Raw genomic sequence first — 22,518 nt, forward strand, 5'->3', positions numbered from 1 at the left:
GTAGAGAAGAAATGAAATGTAGTAGATGGAGGATACGTGTAGTATGGTCATAGAAAATAGAATGTTACTATCGTTAAGTAAAATAAATTTTCTTAATATTTTTAAAAATAACTTTACAAAAATAGAAAAGTCAGTAGAATATTAATTAATAAGAATTTTCTGATAAATGATTATTAGAAAATCTCTCAAAATTAGTTTCGTACATATAATTGGGGAGGGTACAAAAATGAAGAAAAAGATGAAAAAGTTCACGGCGGTTGTAGCGCCAGTTTTAGCGATGAGTATGGCGTTGACAGCGTGTTCTGGATCTGGTGGGGAAAAGAAATCAAGTACGACGTCTAGTGTTGGTGGGGAAGAGAAAAAATCAGAAATTAAATACGCAGCGAAACAAGTGTTAAATCGTACAGAGAATCAAGAAATTCCAACGATGGATGTTTCAAAATCTACTGATACATTAGGTTCTCAAATTTTAGGGAACACAATGGAAGGTTTATATCGATTAGATAAAGATAATAAGCCAATCCCAGCTGCTGCAGAATCTAGTACGAAAAGCGAGGATGGCAAAAAATATACATTTAAATTACGTAAAGATGCAAAATGGTCGAATGGTGACCCTGTAACAGCGAAAGATTTCGTATACGCATGGCAGCGCTTACTTGATAAAAATACAGCTGCAGAATATGCGTTTATTGCTTACTATATTAAAAATGCAGAAGCAATTAATAAAGGGGAAAAACCTCTAACAGATTTAGGAGCAAAAGCCGTAGATGATTATACGCTAGAAGTAAAATTAGAAAAGCCAGTACCATATTTCTTGAATTTAATGGCATTCCCATCTTACTATCCTTTAAATGAAAAGTTCGTAAAAGAAAAAGGAGATAAGTTCGGTTTAGAAGCAGATACAACGTTGTATAACGGACCATTCGTTATGGCTTCATGGAAACATGAACAAGGATGGCAGCTAAAGAAAAATGATAAGTATTGGGATAATAAGACTGTAAAATTAGAAGAAATTAACTATAGTGTAGTAAAAGAAGTTGCGACGAAAGTAAACTTATATGATACAGGATCAATTGATTTCACATTACTATCAGGAGAATTCGTTGATAAATATAAAACAAACAAAGAAGAGTACGGTGAGTATTCAGAAGCAAGTACATTCTTCTTACGTTTAAATCAAAAGCGTAACGGACAAGATACACCGTTAAAGAGCAAAAAACTACGTGAAGCAATCGCATTATCAATTGATAAAAAAGGTTTAGCAACCGTTATTTTAAATAACGGTTCAAAAGCAACAGATCAATTAGTACCAAAAGGACTTGCGACAGGACCAGACGGTAAAGATTACCAAGATACATTTAAAAACGGTCTAAAATATGATCCGAAAAAAGGTGCAGCAGCTTGGGAAGCAGCGAAAAAAGAACTTGGAAAAGATCAAGTGACAATTGAATTACTAAGCTATGATGATGGAACTGCGAAAAAAATTGCTGACTACTTTAAAGATCAAATTGAGAAAAACTTAAGAGGTGTAACGGTTAACACGAAAATTCAGCCATTCAAACAAAAACTAAAATTAGAGTCTGCACAAGATTATGAAGTTTCGTTTGCTGGTTGGAGCCCAGATTATTCGGATCCAATGACATTTATTGATATGTTTGAATCGAAGAGCCCATATAACCAAATGAGTTATTCGAATCCAAAATACGATGAAATGGTAGCGAAAGCAGGTAATGAATTATTATCTGATCCGAAAAAACGTTGGGAAACGTTAGGAAAAGCAGAGAAATTGTTCCTTGAAGAAGATGCAGGATTAGTACCTTTATACCAAACAGGTAGAGCATATGTAATGAAGCCGAATGTAAAAGGAATTGTGAAACACAACATTAGTCCAGAATATAGCTTTAAGTGGGCTTATGTAACGGAAGGGAAATAAGAAAAAAGAGCGTTTAAAAAATATATTATTTATTTTTTAAAACGCTCTTTTACTATTCAATTAAATTTAAATAAATAGAGAAGAATAAGAAAAGTGGTACTTACATATAGTAGATGGGGGAGAATTCGCATAGTAGTAATAGATTGTTATTGAAGTAAAAAAATAATTATTATGAATATTTTTAAAAATACTTTACAAATCAGGAAAAATTAGTAGAATAATAATTAGTAATAATTTTCTGATAATTTAAATTAAAAAAGAAATCTCTCAAAGTTAGTTTCGTACATATAATTGGGGAGGGTACAAGAATGAAGAAAAAGATAAAAAAGTTCACGGCGGTTGTAGCGCCAGTTTTAGCAATGAGCATGGCGTTAACGGCATGTTCTGGATCTGGCGGGGAGAAGAAAACGACTACAACATCTAATAATGGTGAGGAAGAGAAGAAATCTGATATTAAATATGCGGCAAAGCAAGTGCTGAATCGTACAGAAACGAATGAAATTCCGACGATGGATACTTCAAAAAATACAGATACACTTGGCTCACAAATTTTAGGGAATACGATGGAAGGTTTATATCGCCTTGATAAAGATAATAAGCCAATCCCAGCTGTAGCAGAGTCAAGTACGAAGAGTGAAGATGGTAAAAAATATACATTTAAATTACGTAAAGATGCAAAATGGTCAAACGGTGATCCTGTAACGGCGAAAGATTTCGTATTTGCATGGCAACGTCTAGTAGATCCAAAAACAGCTGCTGAGTATGCATTTATTGCTTACTATATTAAAAATGCAGAAGCGATTAATCAAGGAAAAGGAGAAGTTTCTACATTAGGTGTAAAAGCGACAGATGATTATACGCTTGAAGTAGAACTAGAAAGACCTGTACCATATTTCTTGAACTTAATGGCATTTGCGTCATACTATCCATTAAATGAAAAGTTCGTAAAAGAAAAAGGAAATAAATTCGGTTTAGAGTCTGATACAACACTGTATAATGGTCCATTCGTGCTTACAGACTGGAAACATGAGCAAGGCTGGAAGTTAAAGAAAAATGATCAATATTGGGATAAAAAGACTGTGAAACTAGAGGAAATCAACTATAGTGTAGTAAAAGAACCAGCTACTAGAGTAAATTTATATGATACAGGTGCAATTGATTTCGCACTTTTATCAGGAGAATTCGTTGATAAGTATAGAAATAATAAAGAGGAATTTGGAGCATATTCGGAAACAAGTACGTTTTACTTACGCTTAAACCAAAAACGTGGTGGGCAAGATACACCGTTAAAGAGCAAAAAACTACGTGAAGCAATTGCATTGTCAATTGATAAGAAAGCTTTAACGAACGTCATTTTAAATGATGGTTCAAAGCCAGTGGATTACTTAGTACCAAAAGGTTTAGCGAGTGGACCAGACGGTAAAGATTTCGCAGAAACGTTCAAGAATGGTTTAAAACAAGATTCTAAAAAGGCAGCAGCAGCTTGGGAAGCAGCGAAAAAAGAGCTTGGAAAAGATCAAGTGACAATAGAGTTATTAAATTATGATACTGGTAATGCGAAAAAAGTTGGGGAGTATGTAAAAGATCAAGTTGAAAAGAATTTAAAAGGCGTGACAGTAAATATTAAACTCCAACCATTTAAACAAAAACTAAAATTAGAATCGGATCAAGATTATGATTTTTCATACGGTGGCTGGAATCCAGATTATGCGGATCCGATGACATATCTTGATATGTTTGAAACAAAAAATTCGCAAAACCAGATGAGCTACTCAAATTCAAAATATGATGACGTTATTAATAAAAGTAAGACAGAATGGATGGCTGATGCAAAAAAACGTTGGACAGAGTTAGGGAAGGCAGAGAAATTGTTACTTGAGGATGATGTAGCACTTGTACCTTTATATCAAAGTGCTAAATCATATGTAATGAAACCAAATATAAAGGGCATTGTGAAGCATAATATTAGTCCAGAATATAGCTTCAAATGGGCGTATATTGAAGAGAAATAAAAAAGAGAAGAGCATTTACAAGTTGCGGTATATAGCACTTGGAAATGCTTTTTTTATGTGCACGATTTATTGATGGGTGAATATATGTATTATAGAAAATTTAAAGGAGAATTTTATGAAACGAAATACTTACATCGATTTCTTAGCTTATTACGGAATAGGGAGTGCTCATCCTGGTGGTTTTACGTTAACAAAACAATTGTTAGCACAACTGCCTTTTAGATATGGAGCGAATGTCCTTGAGATAGGCTGTGGTACGGGGAAAACAGCGGCATATATGACAAAAGAATATGGTTATAAAGTAACGGCAGTTGAAAAGAATGAGATTATGATTCAAAAGGCGAAAGATAGATGGTCGTTTGAAGGAATAGACATTGAATTAATTGAGGGAAATGTAGAGCAATTACCTTGTTTACATGACTCATTTGAGTTCGTACTCGGAGAATCGATACTTGCTTTTACAGAGAAAGAAAAGGTCATTTCGGAGTGCTATCGTGTACTACAGAAAAACGGTAAGCTTGTTGTCATTGAAATGATTATTGATAGGCACATTGATAAGAGTGAGGAAGAAAAAATCGCCCGACTATACGGGATGAAAGAACTATTAACTGAGAATGAATGGGTACAATTATTTCAGAAAGCAAATTTTAAAAGAATTACAATTGCTGGCGGTGGTACAATTGCAGAAACAATCTCTGGCTATATAGAAGAGCCAGAATGGAATGTATCACAATTTATCCCAAATGAGTTATATGAGGCATGGGTACAGCATGAAAATGTACGACTTATGTACCAACATATTTTAGGGCATCGTATTTTTATATGTGAAAAATAAAGAAAGAGAGTTGACTAAAGGTAGTCAACTCTTTACTATGTTAAATGAAAAATAATGCAGCTAATGTAATTCCGAAGATGAAACCAAATCCGAGTTCAACGCCCCAGCCGCCGCCTCCCCAGCCGCCACAACTACCGCAACCACGACCGCCACATCCACAGCCGCTGAATCCACCACCACAACCAAATCCGCAACTATCACATCTGCTAAGGCCCCCGCAAAGGTCACAGCCACCGTTTGCATATGCGTCATAGTATCCAAATCCTGTATCAAAAGATGAGCGCTGTTGCACTGGTTCAATCCATACAGAGCTTTTTGTCACATCAATTATTTTGCCTAAATGAATGCGACCATCACGATCTTCAATTCGAACGACTTTACCGAAATAACGTCGGCACGTATCGTAACATTTTTGTCTATGCATGTTCTTTCCTCCTTCCCCATTACAGTAATACGATATGTAATGGGGACAAGTGCGGCTTGTACGAATGTCCTATCTATCATAATTGTTATAGGAAAGGGGAAATATAGGAGAAGGATATATAAGGAGGAAAAGGCAATGAAATCTACAGATCAGTTTCAGATATACGAAGTACCGTGGGAAGAGTTTATTGAAGCTTTGCGAGAGGAAATGAAGAAGCAAGTTGGGGCAGATATTATTGATACAGTAGTTTGCAATTTAAAAGATGGTTTTGAAGTGTATACATATGTGCAGGGGGATTTAGATTTTGAATATAAGGAAGCGCTGGAAAGGAAATATGGGAGCGATGCAAAAACTCCTAATGTGTTAACGATTATGTTATTAGCTAACATTTATAGTACAAGTGAAGAGAATTTACGCTTACATGCGGATAATAAAGATAATCCGATTGTTGAAGTGTATGTGAAGCAATAAAACACGCTGTGAAAGGCGTGTTTTTTATTTGTGTGATAAAATGTTAGAAAATTAAGAAAGATGGTGATGGTTTGAAAATTAAACATCTTAATTTAACAGTTTCAGATGTAGTAGCTGCTAGAGAGTTTTTAGAAAAATATTTTGGTTTAACTTGTAGCGGGGCAAGGGGAAATGGCTTTGCGGTTATGCGTGATAACGATGGGTTTATATTAACGTTAATGAAAGGGAATGACGTACACTATCCAAAAACATTTCATGTAGGATTTCCACAAGAAAATAATGAACAAGTAGATAAGATAAATCAAAGATTGAAGGAAGATGGATTTTTGGTTGAGGCTCCTAAACGTGCACATGCGTATACGTTTTATGTGGAAGCACCTGGCGGATTTACAATTGAAGTGATGTGTTAATTCAAAATCAAACTTTTTGTTATGTGTTTTTAATATAAAAAGTAGGAAAAGTCTGTTTAAGTGAAGAGTTTAAACAGGCTTTTTTTACTTATATTATCAGATAAAAAACGATAGAAGGAATTATATTCAGTTTATAAAACTGTTTACATAATAAAGTTATGGTGTGTTAGTTGTCCTAAAATACAAGTCATATATCTTGTATCCTCTCATAAATTTAAACATAGGAATTTGTCTACAAAGGTGGCGAAGCCTCATCATGAAAATTCGAATTTGTGCCACATTCATGTTGTTTCTATTTATATGGTTACATCCTTTTTGGACTTTTGCAAAAGGAGAGGAGGGAAAGGAAAGGGTCGTTTCACTTGTATATGATGATTCGGGCAGCATGAGAAATAACGATCGCTGGAAATATGCCAATTACGCTTTGCAAAGTTTAGTTGCGCTATTAGATGAAAAAGATACATTTTCTTACGTTCCAATGAGCAAGCCGAATGATCCATTAAACATTTCGTTAACGAAGGATAAGAGACAAACAGAAATTGAGGGAATTGGAGCATGGAAGACGTATTTAAATACTCCGTTTAGCGCAGTAGAAACGGCGATGCAATCTATAAAAAAGGAAGCAGATATAGATGGAAAACGTGAATTTTGGCTTATTGTCTTAACTGACGGGGCATTTAATGATTTAGAGAAAGATAAGGTTGGCGGAAAAGAACAAATTTTGCAGAAGCTAGCGCAGTTTAAGAAAGATATGGATGCAAAAAAGATATCGTTACATCCAATTTTAATTACGATGGAAGAGGACTTAGGACAGCAAGAAAAGGCACAACTAAATACGTTTAAAGAAATATGGAAGAAAGAGATAAATGGTGTTACGATGCCGTCTAGTGGAGAGGATGGTATTGTAAAAAGCGTCAATCAAGTGGCAGCATTAGTTGCAAATCGTGATCCGTTCTCCTCTGTTGAATCGATTGTAAAAACGAAAGTAGCAGGGAAGAAAGTAGAAATTACAACACCATTTCCATTAAAGCGTATGACGCTTGTACGACAATCGCCTTCTTTGTCTAATTATCAGGTCACACAAATTTCTAAACCATTACAATTACAATCTTCTTTTTCCATACATGCACCAGGAGAAGCGAAATTATTCGGAAATATAGTCCATATCAGTACGGAAAATGAGGAAGTTATTAAGCCAGGAACTTATACGATAGAGGTGGATCGAGATATTGAGAAAGAAGGACTACAAGTACTAGTTGAACCGGCGCTTAACTATACTGTTTCTACTTATGACAAAGATGATAGTAGTCAAAAGAATGTGGGAAAAATGTATGAAGGTGTTACTGCTGTTATTGAAGCGAAGCCTACGGAATTACCAATTCAATCTTCATATTTTCAGGCAGAAGTAGAAATAGACGGAAAACAGTACCCGATGAAGTGGGACGATAAAAAACATGTATTTTACTACGAAATGAAGGTTGATAAAGGGCTAGTGCGCGGGAAAGTTCATATGAACATAAAGGGTTTTTACAGACAGACGAAAGAATTTAAAATCGAAGTAACGGAAAAACCAAAATTATCACTACAAACGATTACGAAAGATTATGAAGAAAAAGTAACAAATTTAGAGAATAGTAAACCGTTTGTTATACAACCACAGTTAGATGGTAAGCCGATGACAGAAGAGGCTGTAAAGAAACTATTAAAATCTACTGGTGTCACATCTAAACAATCAATCAACTATGAAATAAAACAACATGGTAATCAAATTTATATTTATCCTCGCCCTCATTACTCCGACACATTCAATTTCACAGATACCGGCACCGTAGAAGCTACCATCGTAGTGCAAGATTCAAAATTACAAGAAATAAAGAAAAAAATATCACTTCATATTCAAAATGCACCGTTTTATGAAAAATATGCGCTTATCTTTAAGTTTGTTATTCCTATCACTTTATTACTGTTAATAGTAGGAATAATCATTTTAGGTTGGATTGTCCGTCCAAGATTTCACCGGAAAGCACTATTGTATTACGAATGGGATCAAGAAGTAGCGAAAGATTGGTTATATCAATCTGAGCCAGAATTACTTAAAAATAAATGGTGGAAACATTATTTTGGTATTCCGTATAGAGCGGAAAGGAAGACAGTACAATCCGTTACGTTTATAGCAAAGAAGGGATCGAAATCGATATTTGTAGCGAAAGAATCCCAAGTAGTAGGAATGATTATTGATGGGATGTTTATAACAGAGGATGAGGTTGGAATGGAACATAAGACGTTATATCCAAATGAACTTTTAGTAATTGATAGAGGATATGGTAAAGAGATTTACAGGTACGAGTGTGAATAGTAGATAGGGCAAAGAGGGGGATTTTAATTTTCCCTCCTCTTTTCAAACAAGCAAGAATAGGAAGGTGGTTCACATGACGTTACAAGTTCCAACGATATTAATTGGTTTAGGTGGAATCGGTAGTACTGTGACACATCAAATATATGAAAGGCTACCTGAGGAACGCCGAAAAAAGGTAGCAATGCACGTATTTGATACAGATGTGAATACATTGAGTAAATTTGATCATATTCGAAAGTTTAAAACACAAACGAGTTCGAGTAAAACGCCAAGAGAGTATATTGCGGGAGATCCAACGATTCCAGAATGGTTTCCAATGGACCCGACTATACTTGATAAACCACTGACAGAAGGGGCAGGACAGTTACGCGTCATTTCCCGTTTAGCGTTACGTGCTGCGATGAAAGAAGATAAATTGACGTCCTTTTGGCAAGAAATTGAGAAGATTTTTCCGGTTACAAGCGATCAAACGGAATATGGAGTGCGTGTCATTATCGTAACATCACTAGCGGGCGGAACAGGTTCAGGGATGTTTCTACAAATTGCACTATATTTACGTGAAATGCTTCGGAAAAAACTGCAACATCACAACATTTTAATACGTGGTGCGTTTTTAATGCCGGACGTGTTAGTTAAGACGAGAACGGTTAGTGCGAAAGAGTTTGAAACGGTGCAAGCAAATGGCTATGCATCGCTAAAAGAATTACATGCCATTACACTCGGTTCTACTGGAGAATTATCAAAACGCGGTGGTGTCACGATTGAATTAGAATATCGACCTGATCAAGTAGATGAAGACGGTAGAACAAATCATACAATTAAACAACACCATCTACCGTACAATTATTGTTTCTTATACGATTACGAAAATCTACACGGACACCATCTGCACAATTTATCAGATTATATGGAGCAAATGGCAAATACGATTTATTTACAGTTATTTAGTCCGATGTCTGCAAATCATTTTGCACAGGAAGATAATCAAATTCAGCAATTAGCAGAATCGAGCGGGAAAGGACGATATTGCGGGGCAGGAACGGCAAAGATTATTTATCCATATGAGCACGTGTTAAAATATTGTGCTTTAAAATGGGCAGTGCAAGGTTTAGATGAATCGTGGCTGCATTTAGATCAACTGTTTCAAGAGAAGAAGCAAAGATACGATCAAGATGTAAAACGTGGTATGCAACGTGAAAAGCCAGAGCGCGGGAAAAGTTATTTAGAAGACTTAGAACATCTTGCTACTCGCCCAGAACAGGCTCATATTTTTTATAGACAAATGTATAATGAAACGCGTGAAGGAGCAGAAGGCGGTAAGGTCGGTGTTGCGAAATCAAAACTGTTTTTAGAAGCTGTAGAAAGTTATGTACAGCGTACGGTGCAAAAAGATGAAGAATTAAATCGTCTGCAGCATGAGTGTAAAATTTCAGCTGCAAAGCTGAAAATGATGGAACAAATGAAAGGTGAAGTAGCAAGGGTAGACCATGCGGTTCGTTTATATGCGTATGCGATTCCGAGCCGCGTACATGAACATGTAACGACACTTTTATATGACATGATTGAATCAGACCGTTTTTCACCAAGTGGTTCTGAGGGACAGTCATATCAACTAAATACATGGTTTTTAAAGAAAACAGATCCTGTTCATCCAGTATCCGCTCGTTTTATGTTATATGAAATTCGAAAGCAGTTAGTCGAGAAAATGAATCGACTACATGAAAATAATGAACAAAAGCGTAATTTAATTCAAAACTACGATAAGAAATTTAATGTGAGTAATATTGATGGAACGGTAACAGCTGTGCGCCGAGTAGAAATCGCGCAGCAACAAGGCTGGTTTGGAAAAATGATTAATAATCAGCAGCGTTTATTTAAAAAGGAATTTGAAGATATTGTAACGCAGTACGTACACAAATTAAACGAGTATCGTAAAGAAATGCTATTAGAACTCGTATATCAATCGCTATATCAAGCGGTTAATAAAATGATTCAATATTGGGAAAGATTTTTTGATAATTTACACGAAACACGTGAAAATTTATTGTTCGAAATTCAAAAACGAAGCAAGGAGTTTGAAGGGAAAACAAACCCAACGAATGTATACGTATTAGCTGAAGAGAAGTTACAAGAAAAGATATGGCAAGATATGCAGCAACATTTGAATTTAGGTGTATTACCGAAAGATATATCTGCGGAAATTTATATGAGTTTATACGGGGAATATTGCCGGGATGCAAAAACAGAAGAGATTCAATCGAAAAAGGTAGAAGACTTTTATCGTGAGCACATACTAAGTTATTGCTACGATGAATTACAAATACGCTATCGTGATAAATTAGAGCTGAATATTGTTGAGGCGTTACGAAAAGAGGCGGATTATAAGAAGCGTGATCGTGATGAATACGTCCGTGAAAAAATTGAAGACTTGTTCCATTTAGCAAGTCCATTCGTGCCGAAAGTTTCACATCATAGGGAATTACAATATTGGGGCATACATCCATCTTTAAAGAAAGAACTGCAAGAGGAATTAATTCAAGAAATGTTTAAAGAAAAGGATACAGTACATGAAGCTTTTTCACCATTTGAAGTCATTTGTTATCGTGCGCATTACGGTTTATCACTGCAAGATTTTCCTAAGCTTTCGTCTGGACATATTGCAAATGGATTTATGAATGATAAAGGTGATTATTTTCAGTCTTACTATCGCCGCGTAAACAAGTTGAATAGTAAAAAATCTAGTTTAACGCCGCATTTAGATAAGTATTGGCACTTACCGGCATTCATGCCAGACTTAAATGCAACGCAAACGAAGTTAGATTATGATAAATGTAATCGAGCTCTTCTATACGCGTATATGTATCGCTGGATAAGTTTAGTTGCTGTTGATGGCCAGTTCGTGTACCAATATAACGGCGTTGGTCGTAGCTTCTTAATTCAGTCGATGGGGAAAAATATTTCAAGCGAAAGTTATAAATTGCATAGAGCGTTGCTTCATAATCCGTTCATTTATGAAAACATCTTATCTAGATTTGAAGAAGAACAAGAAAAGGCGATGATACAAGGTGGACATTTATATACACATCCATTTGTATTAGGTGCTCAAGATATTAGATGGCTTCGTAAAGAGCATGTCCATAATATTTTAGATATGATTTTAATGTATGACCGTGAAGCAAAGTATGATCCAACGTTAGAAGAAACTTCTGATGAATTATTAAGGTTATTCCTTGATGAAATTGAGTTATATTTCCAAAACTATTACGGTACAGGTGCCGATATGGTTGCAAAGAAAGAGAAAGAAATGTTTATTAAACAATTGTGGGATCGTTCGTATGCGAAAGGTTATGTAGATCCAAATAGTGCTCCTTATAAAAAGTGGCAAAATTTATTAAGTGTTCAAGATGAAGAAGAAACGCCAAAAACGAATGTATAATGAATGAAAAGGGAATCCTTAAAAGTGGCAATACAACTTTAGAAAAGAGGGATTCTGATGCCGTTTTTAGGAAGTGTATATCAAATATTTGGATTGTATCCAGAACTTTATTATGGAATGATTTCAGCTGAGATAGAAGAAGAAGCTCAGAAAGAGAATCTTGAAAATAGTAGTGCAGAAGCTGAAGTGAAAGAATAAAAAAAGTGCAGATGAAAATCTGCACTTTTTTATTCGCTTAAAAAGGTTGCATAACTTCAAATGAATTATTATTTAAAGATAGCATTTTGATTAAAGGTATGATGATTTCATTTGAATTTTATGTAATGTAAATTGTATAAAAATCAGTGAGGGGAAATGAATATGAACATGAAAGTAGAAAGAAACAATGTTTTCGAGAAAATAATTATGTTTAAAAATAACATTTGATACATAATTAACCGTATTCGTTTAATTAATTTTATTGTTGACAATATAATTAATTGTATGATAAATTCAATCAGCATTCTTAGAGATGTATTTTCAGAATAATTATTTTTTGGATTTACTACGAATTAAAAAGATTGATTTTTCTGTTTTTAAGATTGCTAAGTCTATAAGAGAAAAGGAGTAAAGTTTGTATAATTTTATTTTCTAAACAGAACAGTAATAAAGATTGTAATTAGTAAGAGATAAACTTGAAAAAGAGGTTTCAATGAATGAGTCTTTTAATAAAGAAAACAATGGATGAAGAAAAGAAAAAAGTATTGAATCAAACTTTAGGAGCGATTGATTTAACTCTTTTAGGAATTGGAGCGATTATTGGTACAGGGATTTTTGTATTAACTGGTATCGTAGCGGCGAAACATGCTGGTCCAGCGATTGTATTATCATTTATATTAGCGGCCATTGTATGTGCATGTGTAGCTTTCTGTTATGCTGAATTTGCATCTGCAGTTCCAGTTTCAGGAAGTGTATATTCGTATACATATATGACATTAGGTGAGATTTTTGCATTTATTGTTGGTTGGTGTGTGATGTTGGAGTACTTATTAGCAACTTCTGCGGTGGCAGCAGGATGGTCAGCTTATTTTCAGTCATTGCTACTAGGGTTTAATATTCACATCCCTACAACCTTTGCATCAGCACCTGGCATGGGGAAGGGTGGAATTATTGATTTACCAGCGGTTCTGATTATTTTAGTTGTCACATTTTTATTAAGTCGTGGTGCAAAAGAAAGTGCCCGAATTAATAATATAATGGTTATTATTAAACTGGCTGTTATTGTAGGATTTATTATTGTAGGGACACAATATGTAAAACCAGAAAATTGGCAACCATTTCTACCGTTTGGTTTTCACGGTGTGGTAGGAGGAGCAGCCACTGTATTCTTTGCTTTTTTAGGATTTGATGCAGTTGCAACAGCTGCAGAGGAAGTGAAGCGTCCACAGCGTAACGTACCGATTGGGCTACTTGTTTCTTTATTCATTTGTACCGTTCTATATGTAGGAGTTTCATTCGTGTTGACTGGAATGGTTCCGTTTACGGAGTTGAATGTTGCTGATCCAGTTGCATATGCGTTGCGCACTGTAGGAGAAGATAGAATTGCTGGCTTGTTATCGGTGGGGGCAATAGCGGGGCTAACGACAGTTCTGTTAGTAGCTATGTTTGCATTTGTTCGTGTATCTTACTCGATGAGTCGAGATGGGTTGTTACCAAAAAGACTTTCCAGTGTTCATAAACGTTTACAAACGCCATTTTTTAATACATGGGTTACAGGTATACTAGCAGCTTTATTAGCGGGATTAGTGGATTTGAATTTATTGGCTAATTTAGTGAATATGGGAACGATAACAGCATTTGTTTTTGTATCTATAGCTGTCATTGTACTAAGGAAGACACATCCTAATATGAAAAGACCATTCCGTGCGCCCCTAGTACCTTTTTTACCTATCGTTGCAATAGTAAGTTGTATATATTTAGCTTTGAACCTTTCTAAGCTTACTTTAATTAGTTTTGTGGCATGGATTATAATCGGTGTTTTTATATATTTTATATACGCAAAAAAACATAGTAATGTTAGAAACAGAAATAGAGTATAGTCTGTTGAAATAATACTTGTAATGTAAAGGAAAACACGCTATCTGTTCTTATAAGTATAAGAACAGATAACGTGTTTTTATTATTTAATAATCCCGTTCTCTAAAATTTTAATAGTAGGTGCTACTTTCACATTAGCCTTTGAAAAGGCACTCGGCCAATCGTCTTCAACCGTTTTCCATTCTTTATATTGAAATGCTCTCGCATAATCACCAAATCCGAATGGATCGAGTTGTTGTTTTTGAATTTTTTGGATTAAATCGTTTAAGTCTTTGTTTAGTTGTTTTGTAATAAGTGAAGTTAATTTCTTTCTATCTTTATCTATATCCATGTTGAATGTAAGTTCAGATACGGAAATTTTAAAATCCATTGCAATATTAAATTTGAAGTGGTTGTCGCTATAGCCTGTGTGAATGTCACGATTCATGCTAAGAACATTTATTGTTACGAAATCGTCACCTTCTGTATCTTTTCGATGACTATTACTTTCAACTGAATGAGAAGGGATTTTCAGTGTAAGTGAAACAGGTATATTCGCTTTTTTTTGCAACATAAGAAGAAGGGCACTTTCATAGCGATTTAAAGATATTTTATAGATTCCACGAGAAGTTAATAGTGCAGAACCGGTAACAATCACATCTTTTTTTCCTTTTTTTATTTCTGAAATGGCAGGTGTTATACCTTTATTAAACGTCTGCCTATGAAATTCATGAAATGGTGTAAAAACTGTCCGATTGTATAACTTGTTTGTATTAATTAAATCTGTTAAATATTCAGGAAGTGCAGGCTTATCTTTAAAGTTATTATATATAACGGAAGAAATTGGACCGTCTACTGCAACCATACGCATATTTCCAGTATTTTTAGGATCGCGATACCAAACATCAAGGTAAGGCATAGCTCCTTCTTGTTTTAAAAATTTCGTGCTAAATAAAATGAGTTGTAACTTTTCTGTAGATACTAAACCGCTACTTGAACTATTAAATGTTGCTTTTGCTTCTTGAGGGGTATGTACTGTCGCTTCATGAGTTTCGTATTTTTTCTCCACATCTTCATTAAAAATAGGGTTTACGTGGTATACAATTAATTTTCCTTTTGCTTTTGCGTCAAACCCGTAAATTAATGAAATGGATTGTTTTTCTAGGTCGAGCCGATCTCCTCCACATCCTGTTAAAAAGGTTATGAGAAAGCAAAATATAGTGAAAATAAAGCGTCTCATTTAAATTTTTCTCCTTTTCCAATGCTGATAAAGTGTCATGTATAAGAGAAATACGACTGGGAATAGAAAAACGATAAAATAACTTGCAGTTCCCCAAAATTTCCGCAATGCACTTATTTGATACGAGGATGGGATATAAAAAAATGAAACGAAAACACACCCGAATAATAAAAACCAAACAGGTAATAATCTGTACCCTTTGTAAAGGACATTTTGAAAAAAGTTAGGCAACACCAAGAAGATGATTTCTGTATCCAACAGGAGTCATCTTTTTTAAATTCCATTGATATCTATAGTGATTATAGTACGTCATATATTTCTTAATCTCTTGTTTCAACTCAGTAAAAGACTCGCAAGGTTTTATATGTGCTTCATCTTTCAGATGACCAAAAAATGATTCTTGTGGAGCGTTATCCCAACAGTTCCCTCTTCTTGACATAGATTGTCCGAGCTTTAGCTTTTTGACTAATTTTTGGTAGGTAGGGCTTGTGTAGTGGGCTCCTTGATCTGAATGAATATATGCGCCTTCAGTCAATGGAATCCTCTTATTCCGTTTTAGTTTATGAAGAGTTGTTGTTACGAGGTCTAATGTCATCTGTTCTGAAACATGGTAAGCTAAAATTTCATTGGTTGAGCCATCTAAAATTGTAGATAAATAAGCTCTTTTATTCTTACCGTAAATTAAATAAGTGATATCTGTAAGAAGCGTTTTTCCTGGGATATTTTGTTTAAATTCTCGATTTAATTGATTCGGCACTACTCGATGTTCTTTTGAAGCTTTCAGCATTCTTTTATAAGGATTTGCTTTCCGAATCGGACAGACAATCTCATATTTTTTCATGATTCTACGGATACGCTTTAAATTGTAGACAACTTGAAAATGACCCACCAATGTCATTTTTATTTGACGAGCCCCTTTCTTTCGATTTCTAAATCGAAGTGCTTTTAATATGATTTCTTTCACGATTTCATCTTGATTGTTCTTTTGTTTCCGTTGTTCTTGAGATGAAATGGAAAAATAATTATAGTATCCCGAACGGGATACACCAGCTACTTTACACAAATAACTCACCATATTTCTTAAGTTATATTTTATGATAACAGAACGAATCAGGATATATTTCTGACTAGGTGATAACGTTATTTCCTTCTCATCCTCCCTTCCATAAGTTTGATCTTTTTTAACAATTCATTTTCTGCCTTTAGTAAGTTCCGTTCGGCTTCTAAACGAGCATACTTCTCTTCTAACGTAAGCTCTCTCTCAAGAGTTCTTCCCGCGTTTTCGGTGCGTGTATCTCGCAAACCAAATACACCATTTTTTCTGTAAGCAGCACGCCATCTACTTCCTGATGACATAATTCGTTTCATTCCAATTATATCTATATCAAAACCACATTCTTCAAAAATATTTCGAGGTAGTTTTCCTTTCTCATTTTCCTCAATAAAAATACGCTTAAATTCATCTGTATAAGTGATACCTTTCTGACTTACAGATTTTATGTAGGGGTTATTTGATAGAATTTGAATGTCTCTTTCCGTAAATAGCTTTTTTGTCATTTTGAACTTTCTCCGATCCCAATTTTCTCTCATTATACAAGAAATACCCTATAGAATAGACTTTTTTTCAGTGTCTATTCTATAGGGTACATTTTATAATGAACTCCCTTTTTTGTTAAGTAACTGATTGATTCCATCTGAAGCAGTGAAAATATAAGGAATGCAAGAATCAAAAATAATGAAGAGATAAAATGACAAAAAGATAATTTCAAACCGTTCCAGAAATGAAAAGTGAAATGGTGTAACAAGAGAAAGAGTGGGCCATAAAAACTTAGTTATACCATCTGGGCTAAAATAAACGAAAGAAACGAACGTAACTTGCAGGTAAACGAATAAAGTAATCATATTTGCAATAACGATTCCTTTTTTTGCAGATGATTTATTACTGAGATAAGGATAAAGGACAAATGCAAACTCAAATCCGAGAAAGGCAATAATAGTTGATTTTACTGTGTTGAAAACTGGTAGCCATCCCTCTTTAAGGAGAGGAAGAAGATAAACCCAATGCCCGTCTTTAAGTGGGATAAATAATAGTAATGGCATCCAGAGTGTAAATAAGACAGTAAAAACAGCATAGCGGCTAATAATAAGAACACCTTTACATGCGAGCATAACCATTGGGATAGATAGTAACATCATAATTAAAAACATTGGAGATCTAGGTAAAATCCAAATGTGAATAACGTATAAGAGGGAAAAAATTAAGGATACAGCTGCAAGAACAGCATATAAAATCCAAAAAATCATTCCTACTCTTCCTAGCCACTTCCCAAGATAACGAGTTAGCACATCAAGTAAAGTATACCCGGGATGTTTTTCCATAATTTTTACAATACATAGACTGACTAAAGTAGTGATAGCGCATCCTATTATAATAGACATCCAGCCATCTGTATTCGCCCCTTGCGCAACTTCACGTGGCAGTGTAAGTACACCGAACCCTACTTGAACACCACTAATTGTTAAAATGTATTGAAATAAACTAATCTCCCTCTTTGCACGCTTTGTCACTTATCTTCCTCCGTTTCTTCTATATCGCGTTGTCGATTCTCTTGTTTTAAGTTAAGGGATAGTGGTCGTTTCTTCATTAGTTTCCATGGTAACCGTACAAGAATGTCTTTTAAATCCGAAGCAAATGACGGAGAAAAAGGACTACCATAAGGAACACCAAGTGATTCCATAGAAAGAATATGGATGATGATAACTGCCATCCCGACCATAATTCCAATGACCCCAAACAAAGAAGCGGTTATCATCATTGGAAAGCGAAGAAGCCGAATTCCTGCTGACATTTCCATGTTAGGGATGATAAAAGAAGCGACTGCAGTAATAGATACGACGATGACCATAACATTACTTACTATTCCTGCTTGAACCGCAGCTTGTCCAATGACAATCCCTCCTACGACTCCAATCGTTTGTCCAACGGGACCAGGAAGCCGAACCGCAGCTTCGCGGAGCATTTCAAGTACTAATTCCATCAAAAGTGCTTCTAATATAGGGGGGAAAGGAATTTTAGCTCGAGATTCTCCAATTGTTAACAATAATTTAAGTGGAATCACTTCATAATGAAAGGAAATCATAGCAATATAAAGAGCTGGAGCAAATATTGCAATAAATAGTCCGGTAAAACGAAGTAGTCGTATGAAAGATGGAATCATTGGCCGGAAGCTGTAATCATCTATCGTCTGAAAAAAAGATGAAAAGGTCATAGGCCCAATTAATACGCCGGGTGAGCGGTCTACAACAACAGCAATTCGTCCATCCAAAATGTGATGGGCCGTTGTATCAGGGCGTTCGGTTATTGATAATTGCGGAAAGAGAGTATAGGAATTATCTTCAACAAATCCTTCTAATTCTCCGGTAGTAATAATGGCATCCACTTTGATTGATTCGATGCGGCATGCCATTTCTTGTACAACGTCTTCGTTTGCAACGTCTGCTAAGTACAGCAAAAAAACCTTTGAAGTAGCTCGTTCACCAACAGTGAATTCCTTCACTTTCAATTCGCGATTTGGAATATATCGACGAATAAGTGCAAGACTGTCGCTCGCTACTTCATTAAATCCTTCGTGTGAGCTTTTTATGGCAGTTTCTGTTGTAGGTTCTTCAATACTTCTTTTTGGCGCCGATTGTGTATCTAGTTCTAATGCTGTTGGTTGTCCGTTTATAAATAAAATGCTTTTACCATGTAAAAGGGACTGTTCAATGTCTGACCATTGCTGAACTTTTTTTACATTTCCGATTGTAACGGAAGATTCCCAAAAATCATCTTCATTCCACTCTTTAAATAGGAGGGGGCGAAGAATATCAATGTTAATAACGGTTTTGTCTACAAGTCCTTCCATATATATAAGGGCAGCTTCTTTTCCGTTTTTTAACGGAAAAGTACGTGTAATTAATTCTGGAATACCGCTAAAAAGTTTGGACAAGTGCTTTAGATTAAGGGAAAGAGAGGAAGAGATAGATTTATTTAAAAGGTGATCAGCTTGTTCTTGTGCAGAGAAAGATTTTTCACCACGTATCCATTTATTAAAAGACCCCATTTGTTCGCTTACTCCTTGTTATGTTTTATATGGGTTATTATGGATAGTTCCGCGCTGACATATGCGTAGTTTAAATTTTATATTGTATATTTTTAGCTTTAACGCTATAATTATAGTGTTAAAGATGGAATCGTGATATGACCTGTTATGAATCTATCGTTTTATTTATGAATAAATGGATTGGTATTTTAGCAAGATGTGCTAATAAACTACTCCACCATGATAATAACGTGCCGAAATGTGGTGCGTATATTTTCGTGGTGGAGTTTTTTTTATTCTCAAAAAGGGGGAAAGACCATGAATAACAACATGGTTCATATTACAATTGACGGAAAAAAGTATACAGCGGAGCCTGGTTCAACGATATTGGGTGTTATTAATGAGAATGGGATTGAACATCCGCAAATTTGTTACGTGCCAGAAGTAGATCCTATTCAAACATGTGACACTTGTATTGTAGAGGTTGACGGAAAGTTAGTGCGCTCTTGTTCGGCAGTAGTGACAGAAGGTATGAACATTGAACGTAATTCTGCTCATGCCAAAGAAGCACAAACAGAGGCAATGGATCGGTTACTAGAAAATCATTTATTATACTGTACAGTATGTGACAACAACAATGGGAATTGTAAACTGCATAATACAGCAGAATTAATGGAGATTGAACATCAAAAATATCCTTATGAACCAAAAGTAGATGCAAGTGAAGTTGATATGACGCATCCGTTTTATCGCTACGATCCTAATCAATGTATTGCATGCGGTCAATGTGTTGAGGTATGTCAAAACTTACAAGTAAATGAAACGTTATCAATAGACTGGGAAGCGGAACGCCCACGAGTTATTTGGGATGAAGGAGTAAATATTAATGATTCTTCATGCGTGAGCTGTGGTCAATGTGTAACCATTTGCCCTTGTAATGCTTTAATGGAGAAAACGATGCTCGGTGAAGCTGGATTTATGACGGGATTAAAACCAGATATTCTTGAACCGATGGTAGATTTAATTAAAGAAGTTGAGCCTGGATATAGCGGCATTTTTGCGGTATCAGAAGTGGAAGCGGCCATGCGTGATACTCGTACGAAGAAAACGAAAACAGTATGTACATTTTGTGGTGTAGGTTGTTCATTTGAAGTGTGGACGAAAGGGCGTAAAATTCTTAAAGTACAGCCTTCTTCTGATGCGCCAGTTAACGCAATTTCTACTTGTGTAAAAGGAAAATTCGGTTGGGATTTCGTAAATTCTAAGGAACGGATTACGAAACCTTTAATTCGTAAAAATGGAGCGTTTGTTGAATCTACATGGGAAGAAGCACTAAATGTAGTTGCAAGTAAATTAGGATCGATTAAAGAAGAATACGGTAAAGATGCTATCGGTTTTATTTCTTCATCTAAAATTACGAATGAAGACAATTATGTTATTCAAAAATTAGCTCGACAAGTATTTGAAACGAATAATATTGATAACTGCTCACGTTATTGTCAATCACCAGCGACGGACGGATTATTCCGTACAATCGGTATGGGTGGAGATGCTGGAACGATTAAAGATATCGCAAAATCCGGTCTTGTTATTATTGTAGGTTGTAATCCGACAGAAGGTCATCCTGTTTTAGCTACACGTATTAAACGTGCGCATAAATTACACGGACAAAAATTAATTGTGGCTGATCTTCGTAAAACAGAAATGGCAGAGCGTTCAGACATCTTTATTAGTCCAAAACAAGGAACAGATCAAGTATGGTTAATGGCTGTTACGAAATATATGATTGACCAAGGCTGGCACGATCAACGATTTATTGATGAGAATGTAAACTTCTTTGAAGATTTCAAAGAGAGTCTGAAAGAATATACACTTGAATATGCAGAAGAAATGACTGGTATTTCAAAAGAAGCACTTATTCAAATGGCTGAAATGATTCGTGATGCAGATGGTACATGTATCCTTTGGGGTATGGGAGTAACGCAAAATACAGGTGGATCGGATACTTCCGCTGCGATTTCAAACTTACTGCTTGCAACAGGTAATTATCGTCGTCCAGGTGCTGGTGCATATCCACTTCGAGGCCATAATAACGTACAAGGTGCTTGTGATATGGGTACTTTACCAGGATGGCTTCCTGGATATCAGCACGTTACTAACGATATGGAACGTGCGAAATTTGAAATGGCTTACGGAGTGAAAATTAATAGTGAACCAGGTCTTAATAATATTGAAATGCTTCACGCAATTGATGAAGGGAAAATGAAAGCTATGTATCTTGTCGGAGAGGATATGGCTCTTGTAGACTCTAATGCGAACCACGTACATGAAGTGTTATCAAGCCTTGATTTCTTCGTTGTGCAAGACGTTTTCTTATCTAAAACTGCTCAATATGCAGATGTTGTATTACCGGCAGCACCGTCTCTTGAGAAAGAAGGTACTTTCACAAATACAGAGCGTCGTGTACAAAGATTGTATCAAGTTCTTCCTACGCTTGGAGATGCGAAGCCAGATTGGTGGATTGTGCAGGAGATTGCGAATAAATTAGGTGCAAACTGGAATTATAGCCATCCAAGTGAAATTTTTGCTGAAATGGCAAGTTTATCACCACTATTCTCACAAGCAAATTATGAAGTACTTGAAGGATGGAATAGTTTCCATTGGGGAAGTTTTGATGGAATGAATACACCACTTCTGTTCCAAGATGGATTTAACTTCCCAGATAAAAAAGCTCGTTTTGCAATTGCTGACTGGGTACGTCCAGCTGAATTCCCAGCGGAGTACGATCTTCACATTAATAACGGTCGTATGCTTGAACATTTCCATGAAGGGAATATGACAAATAAATCAACAGGTATTCAAACGAAAGTACCTGGTGTGTTTGTTGAAGTTTCTCCAGCACTTGCAAAAGAACGTGGAGTGAAAACAGGTTCATTAGTTCGCCTTGTCTCTCCTTTTGGAGCATTAAAATTACGTGCACTTGTAACAGACCGTGTAAAAGCGAATGAGTTATATTTACCGATGAACTCTACAGATAATGAAACAGCAATTAATTTCTTAACAGGTCCTGCTGTGGACGTACGTACGAACACACCTGCTTATAAACAAACGAAAGTGCGTATGGAAGTGCTAGAAGTTGATGGCGCAAATCCGATGCCAAAAGCGAACCCGCGTAACAAAAAACGTCATCCTCAAGCTGGTATTGAGGTAAATCGTAAGTGGGCACGTCCAGGGTATGTGCATTTAACGGATAAGTAGGAGGAG

14 protein-coding genes and 2 pseudogenes are annotated in these 22,518 nt (G+C 35.6%); 10 read left to right on the forward strand and 6 right to left on the reverse strand.

Annotation, left to right across the window (positions count from 1 at the left end):
• The first annotated feature begins 226 nt into the window (after positions 1-226).
• The 3 genes from QCI46_RS09720 (at position 227) to QCI46_RS09730 (ending at position 4,780) form a co-directional block, all read left to right on the forward strand.
• On the forward strand, positions 227-1,933 hold the full coding sequence (locus tag QCI46_RS09720) for a peptide ABC transporter substrate-binding protein (protein WP_353840064.1): 1,707 nt from the start codon (positions 227-229) through the stop codon (positions 1,931-1,933).
• Between the two features lie 308 nt (positions 1,934-2,241).
• On the forward strand, positions 2,242-3,945 hold the full coding sequence (locus tag QCI46_RS09725) for a peptide ABC transporter substrate-binding protein (protein ID WP_353840065.1): 1,704 nt from the start codon (positions 2,242-2,244) through the stop codon (positions 3,943-3,945).
• Positions 3,946-4,060: 115 nt separating this feature from the next.
• Entirely contained in the window at positions 4,061-4,780 is a 720-nt protein-coding gene (locus tag QCI46_RS09730; RefSeq protein ID WP_353840066.1) for a class I SAM-dependent methyltransferase, read from the forward strand.
• Positions 4,781-4,820: 40 nt separating this feature from the next.
• On the opposite strand, the gene QCI46_RS09735 is transcribed toward QCI46_RS09730, so the two are convergent.
• Positions 4,821-5,204 (reverse strand): hypothetical protein, encoded by a 384-nt coding sequence (locus QCI46_RS09735; protein WP_098880510.1) that lies wholly within the window; start codon positions 5,202-5,204, stop codon positions 4,821-4,823.
• A 135-nt stretch (positions 5,205-5,339) separates the two neighbouring features.
• Between QCI46_RS09735 and QCI46_RS09740 the strand changes: the two genes are divergently transcribed.
• The 6 genes from QCI46_RS09740 to QCI46_RS09765 all read left to right on the forward strand — a co-directional run bounded on the left by QCI46_RS09740 (position 5,340) and on the right by QCI46_RS09765 (position 13,955).
• The gene (locus tag QCI46_RS09740) at positions 5,340-5,675 is read left to right on the forward strand and encodes a hypothetical protein (protein ID WP_353840067.1); all 336 of its coding nucleotides are present in this window, start codon (positions 5,340-5,342) and stop codon (positions 5,673-5,675) included.
• A gap of 71 nt (positions 5,676-5,746) precedes the next feature.
• Positions 5,747-6,085 (forward strand): VOC family protein, encoded by a 339-nt coding sequence (locus tag QCI46_RS09745; RefSeq protein ID WP_000693979.1) that lies wholly within the window; start codon positions 5,747-5,749, stop codon positions 6,083-6,085.
• A gap of 256 nt (positions 6,086-6,341) precedes the next feature.
• Positions 6,342-8,441 (forward strand): vWA domain-containing protein, encoded by a 2,100-nt coding sequence (locus QCI46_RS09750; RefSeq protein ID WP_353840068.1) that lies wholly within the window; start codon positions 6,342-6,344, stop codon positions 8,439-8,441.
• A gap of 73 nt (positions 8,442-8,514) precedes the next feature.
• On the forward strand, positions 8,515-11,877 hold the full coding sequence (locus QCI46_RS09755) for a tubulin-like doman-containing protein (protein ID WP_353840069.1): 3,363 nt from the start codon (positions 8,515-8,517) through the stop codon (positions 11,875-11,877).
• A 57-nt stretch (positions 11,878-11,934) separates the two neighbouring features.
• Positions 11,935-12,075 (forward strand): hypothetical protein, encoded by a 141-nt coding sequence (locus QCI46_RS09760; protein ID WP_001116188.1) that lies wholly within the window; start codon positions 11,935-11,937, stop codon positions 12,073-12,075.
• Positions 12,076-12,572: 497 nt separating this feature from the next.
• Positions 12,573-13,955 (forward strand): APC family permease, encoded by a 1,383-nt coding sequence (locus QCI46_RS09765; RefSeq protein WP_353840070.1) that lies wholly within the window; start codon positions 12,573-12,575, stop codon positions 13,953-13,955.
• Between the two features lie 80 nt (positions 13,956-14,035).
• On the opposite strand, the gene gerSC is transcribed toward QCI46_RS09765, so the two are convergent.
• The 5 genes and pseudogenes from gerSC to gerSA form a co-directional block, all read right to left on the reverse strand.
• On the reverse strand, positions 14,036-15,172 hold the full coding sequence (gene gerSC / locus QCI46_RS09770; RefSeq protein ID WP_353840071.1) for a spore germination protein GerSC: 1,137 nt from the start codon (positions 15,170-15,172) through the stop codon (positions 14,036-14,038).
• Positions 15,173-15,358 (reverse strand): annotated as a pseudogene (locus tag QCI46_RS09775) (spore gernimation protein); the annotation flags it as partial.
• 37 nt (positions 15,359-15,395) lie between these two features.
• Positions 15,396-16,729, reverse strand: a protein-coding gene (locus tag QCI46_RS09780; RefSeq protein WP_353840072.1) for an IS3 family transposase whose coding sequence is annotated in 2 segments (ribosomal slippage) — positions 15,396-16,342 and positions 16,342-16,729 — 1,335 coding nt in all. Because the reading frame shifts where the segments join, the coding sequence is not laid out codon by codon here.
• Positions 16,730-16,825: 96 nt separating this feature from the next.
• Positions 16,826-17,740, reverse strand: a pseudogene (locus tag QCI46_RS09785) (endospore germination permease); the annotation flags it as partial.
• Positions 17,737-19,275, reverse strand: a complete 1,539-nt coding sequence (gerSA, locus tag QCI46_RS09790) for a spore germination protein GerSA (protein ID WP_353840073.1) — start codon at positions 19,273-19,275, stop codon at positions 17,737-17,739. The gene gerSA and the pseudogene QCI46_RS09785, both read right to left, overlap by 4 nt.
• A 297-nt stretch (positions 19,276-19,572) precedes the next feature.
• Between gerSA and fdhF the strand changes: the two genes are divergently transcribed.
• Positions 19,573-22,512, forward strand: coding sequence for a formate dehydrogenase subunit alpha (fdhF, locus tag QCI46_RS09795; RefSeq protein ID WP_353840074.1), 2,940 nt, complete (start codon positions 19,573-19,575; stop codon positions 22,510-22,512).
• Positions 22,513-22,518: the final 6 nt, after the last annotated feature.

Origin of the sequence: Bacillus cereus group sp. RP32 (assembly GCF_040459735.1) — a bacterium.
In the GTDB taxonomy this organism is placed as follows: domain Bacteria; phylum Bacillota; class Bacilli; order Bacillales; family Bacillaceae_G; genus Bacillus_A; species Bacillus_A wiedmannii.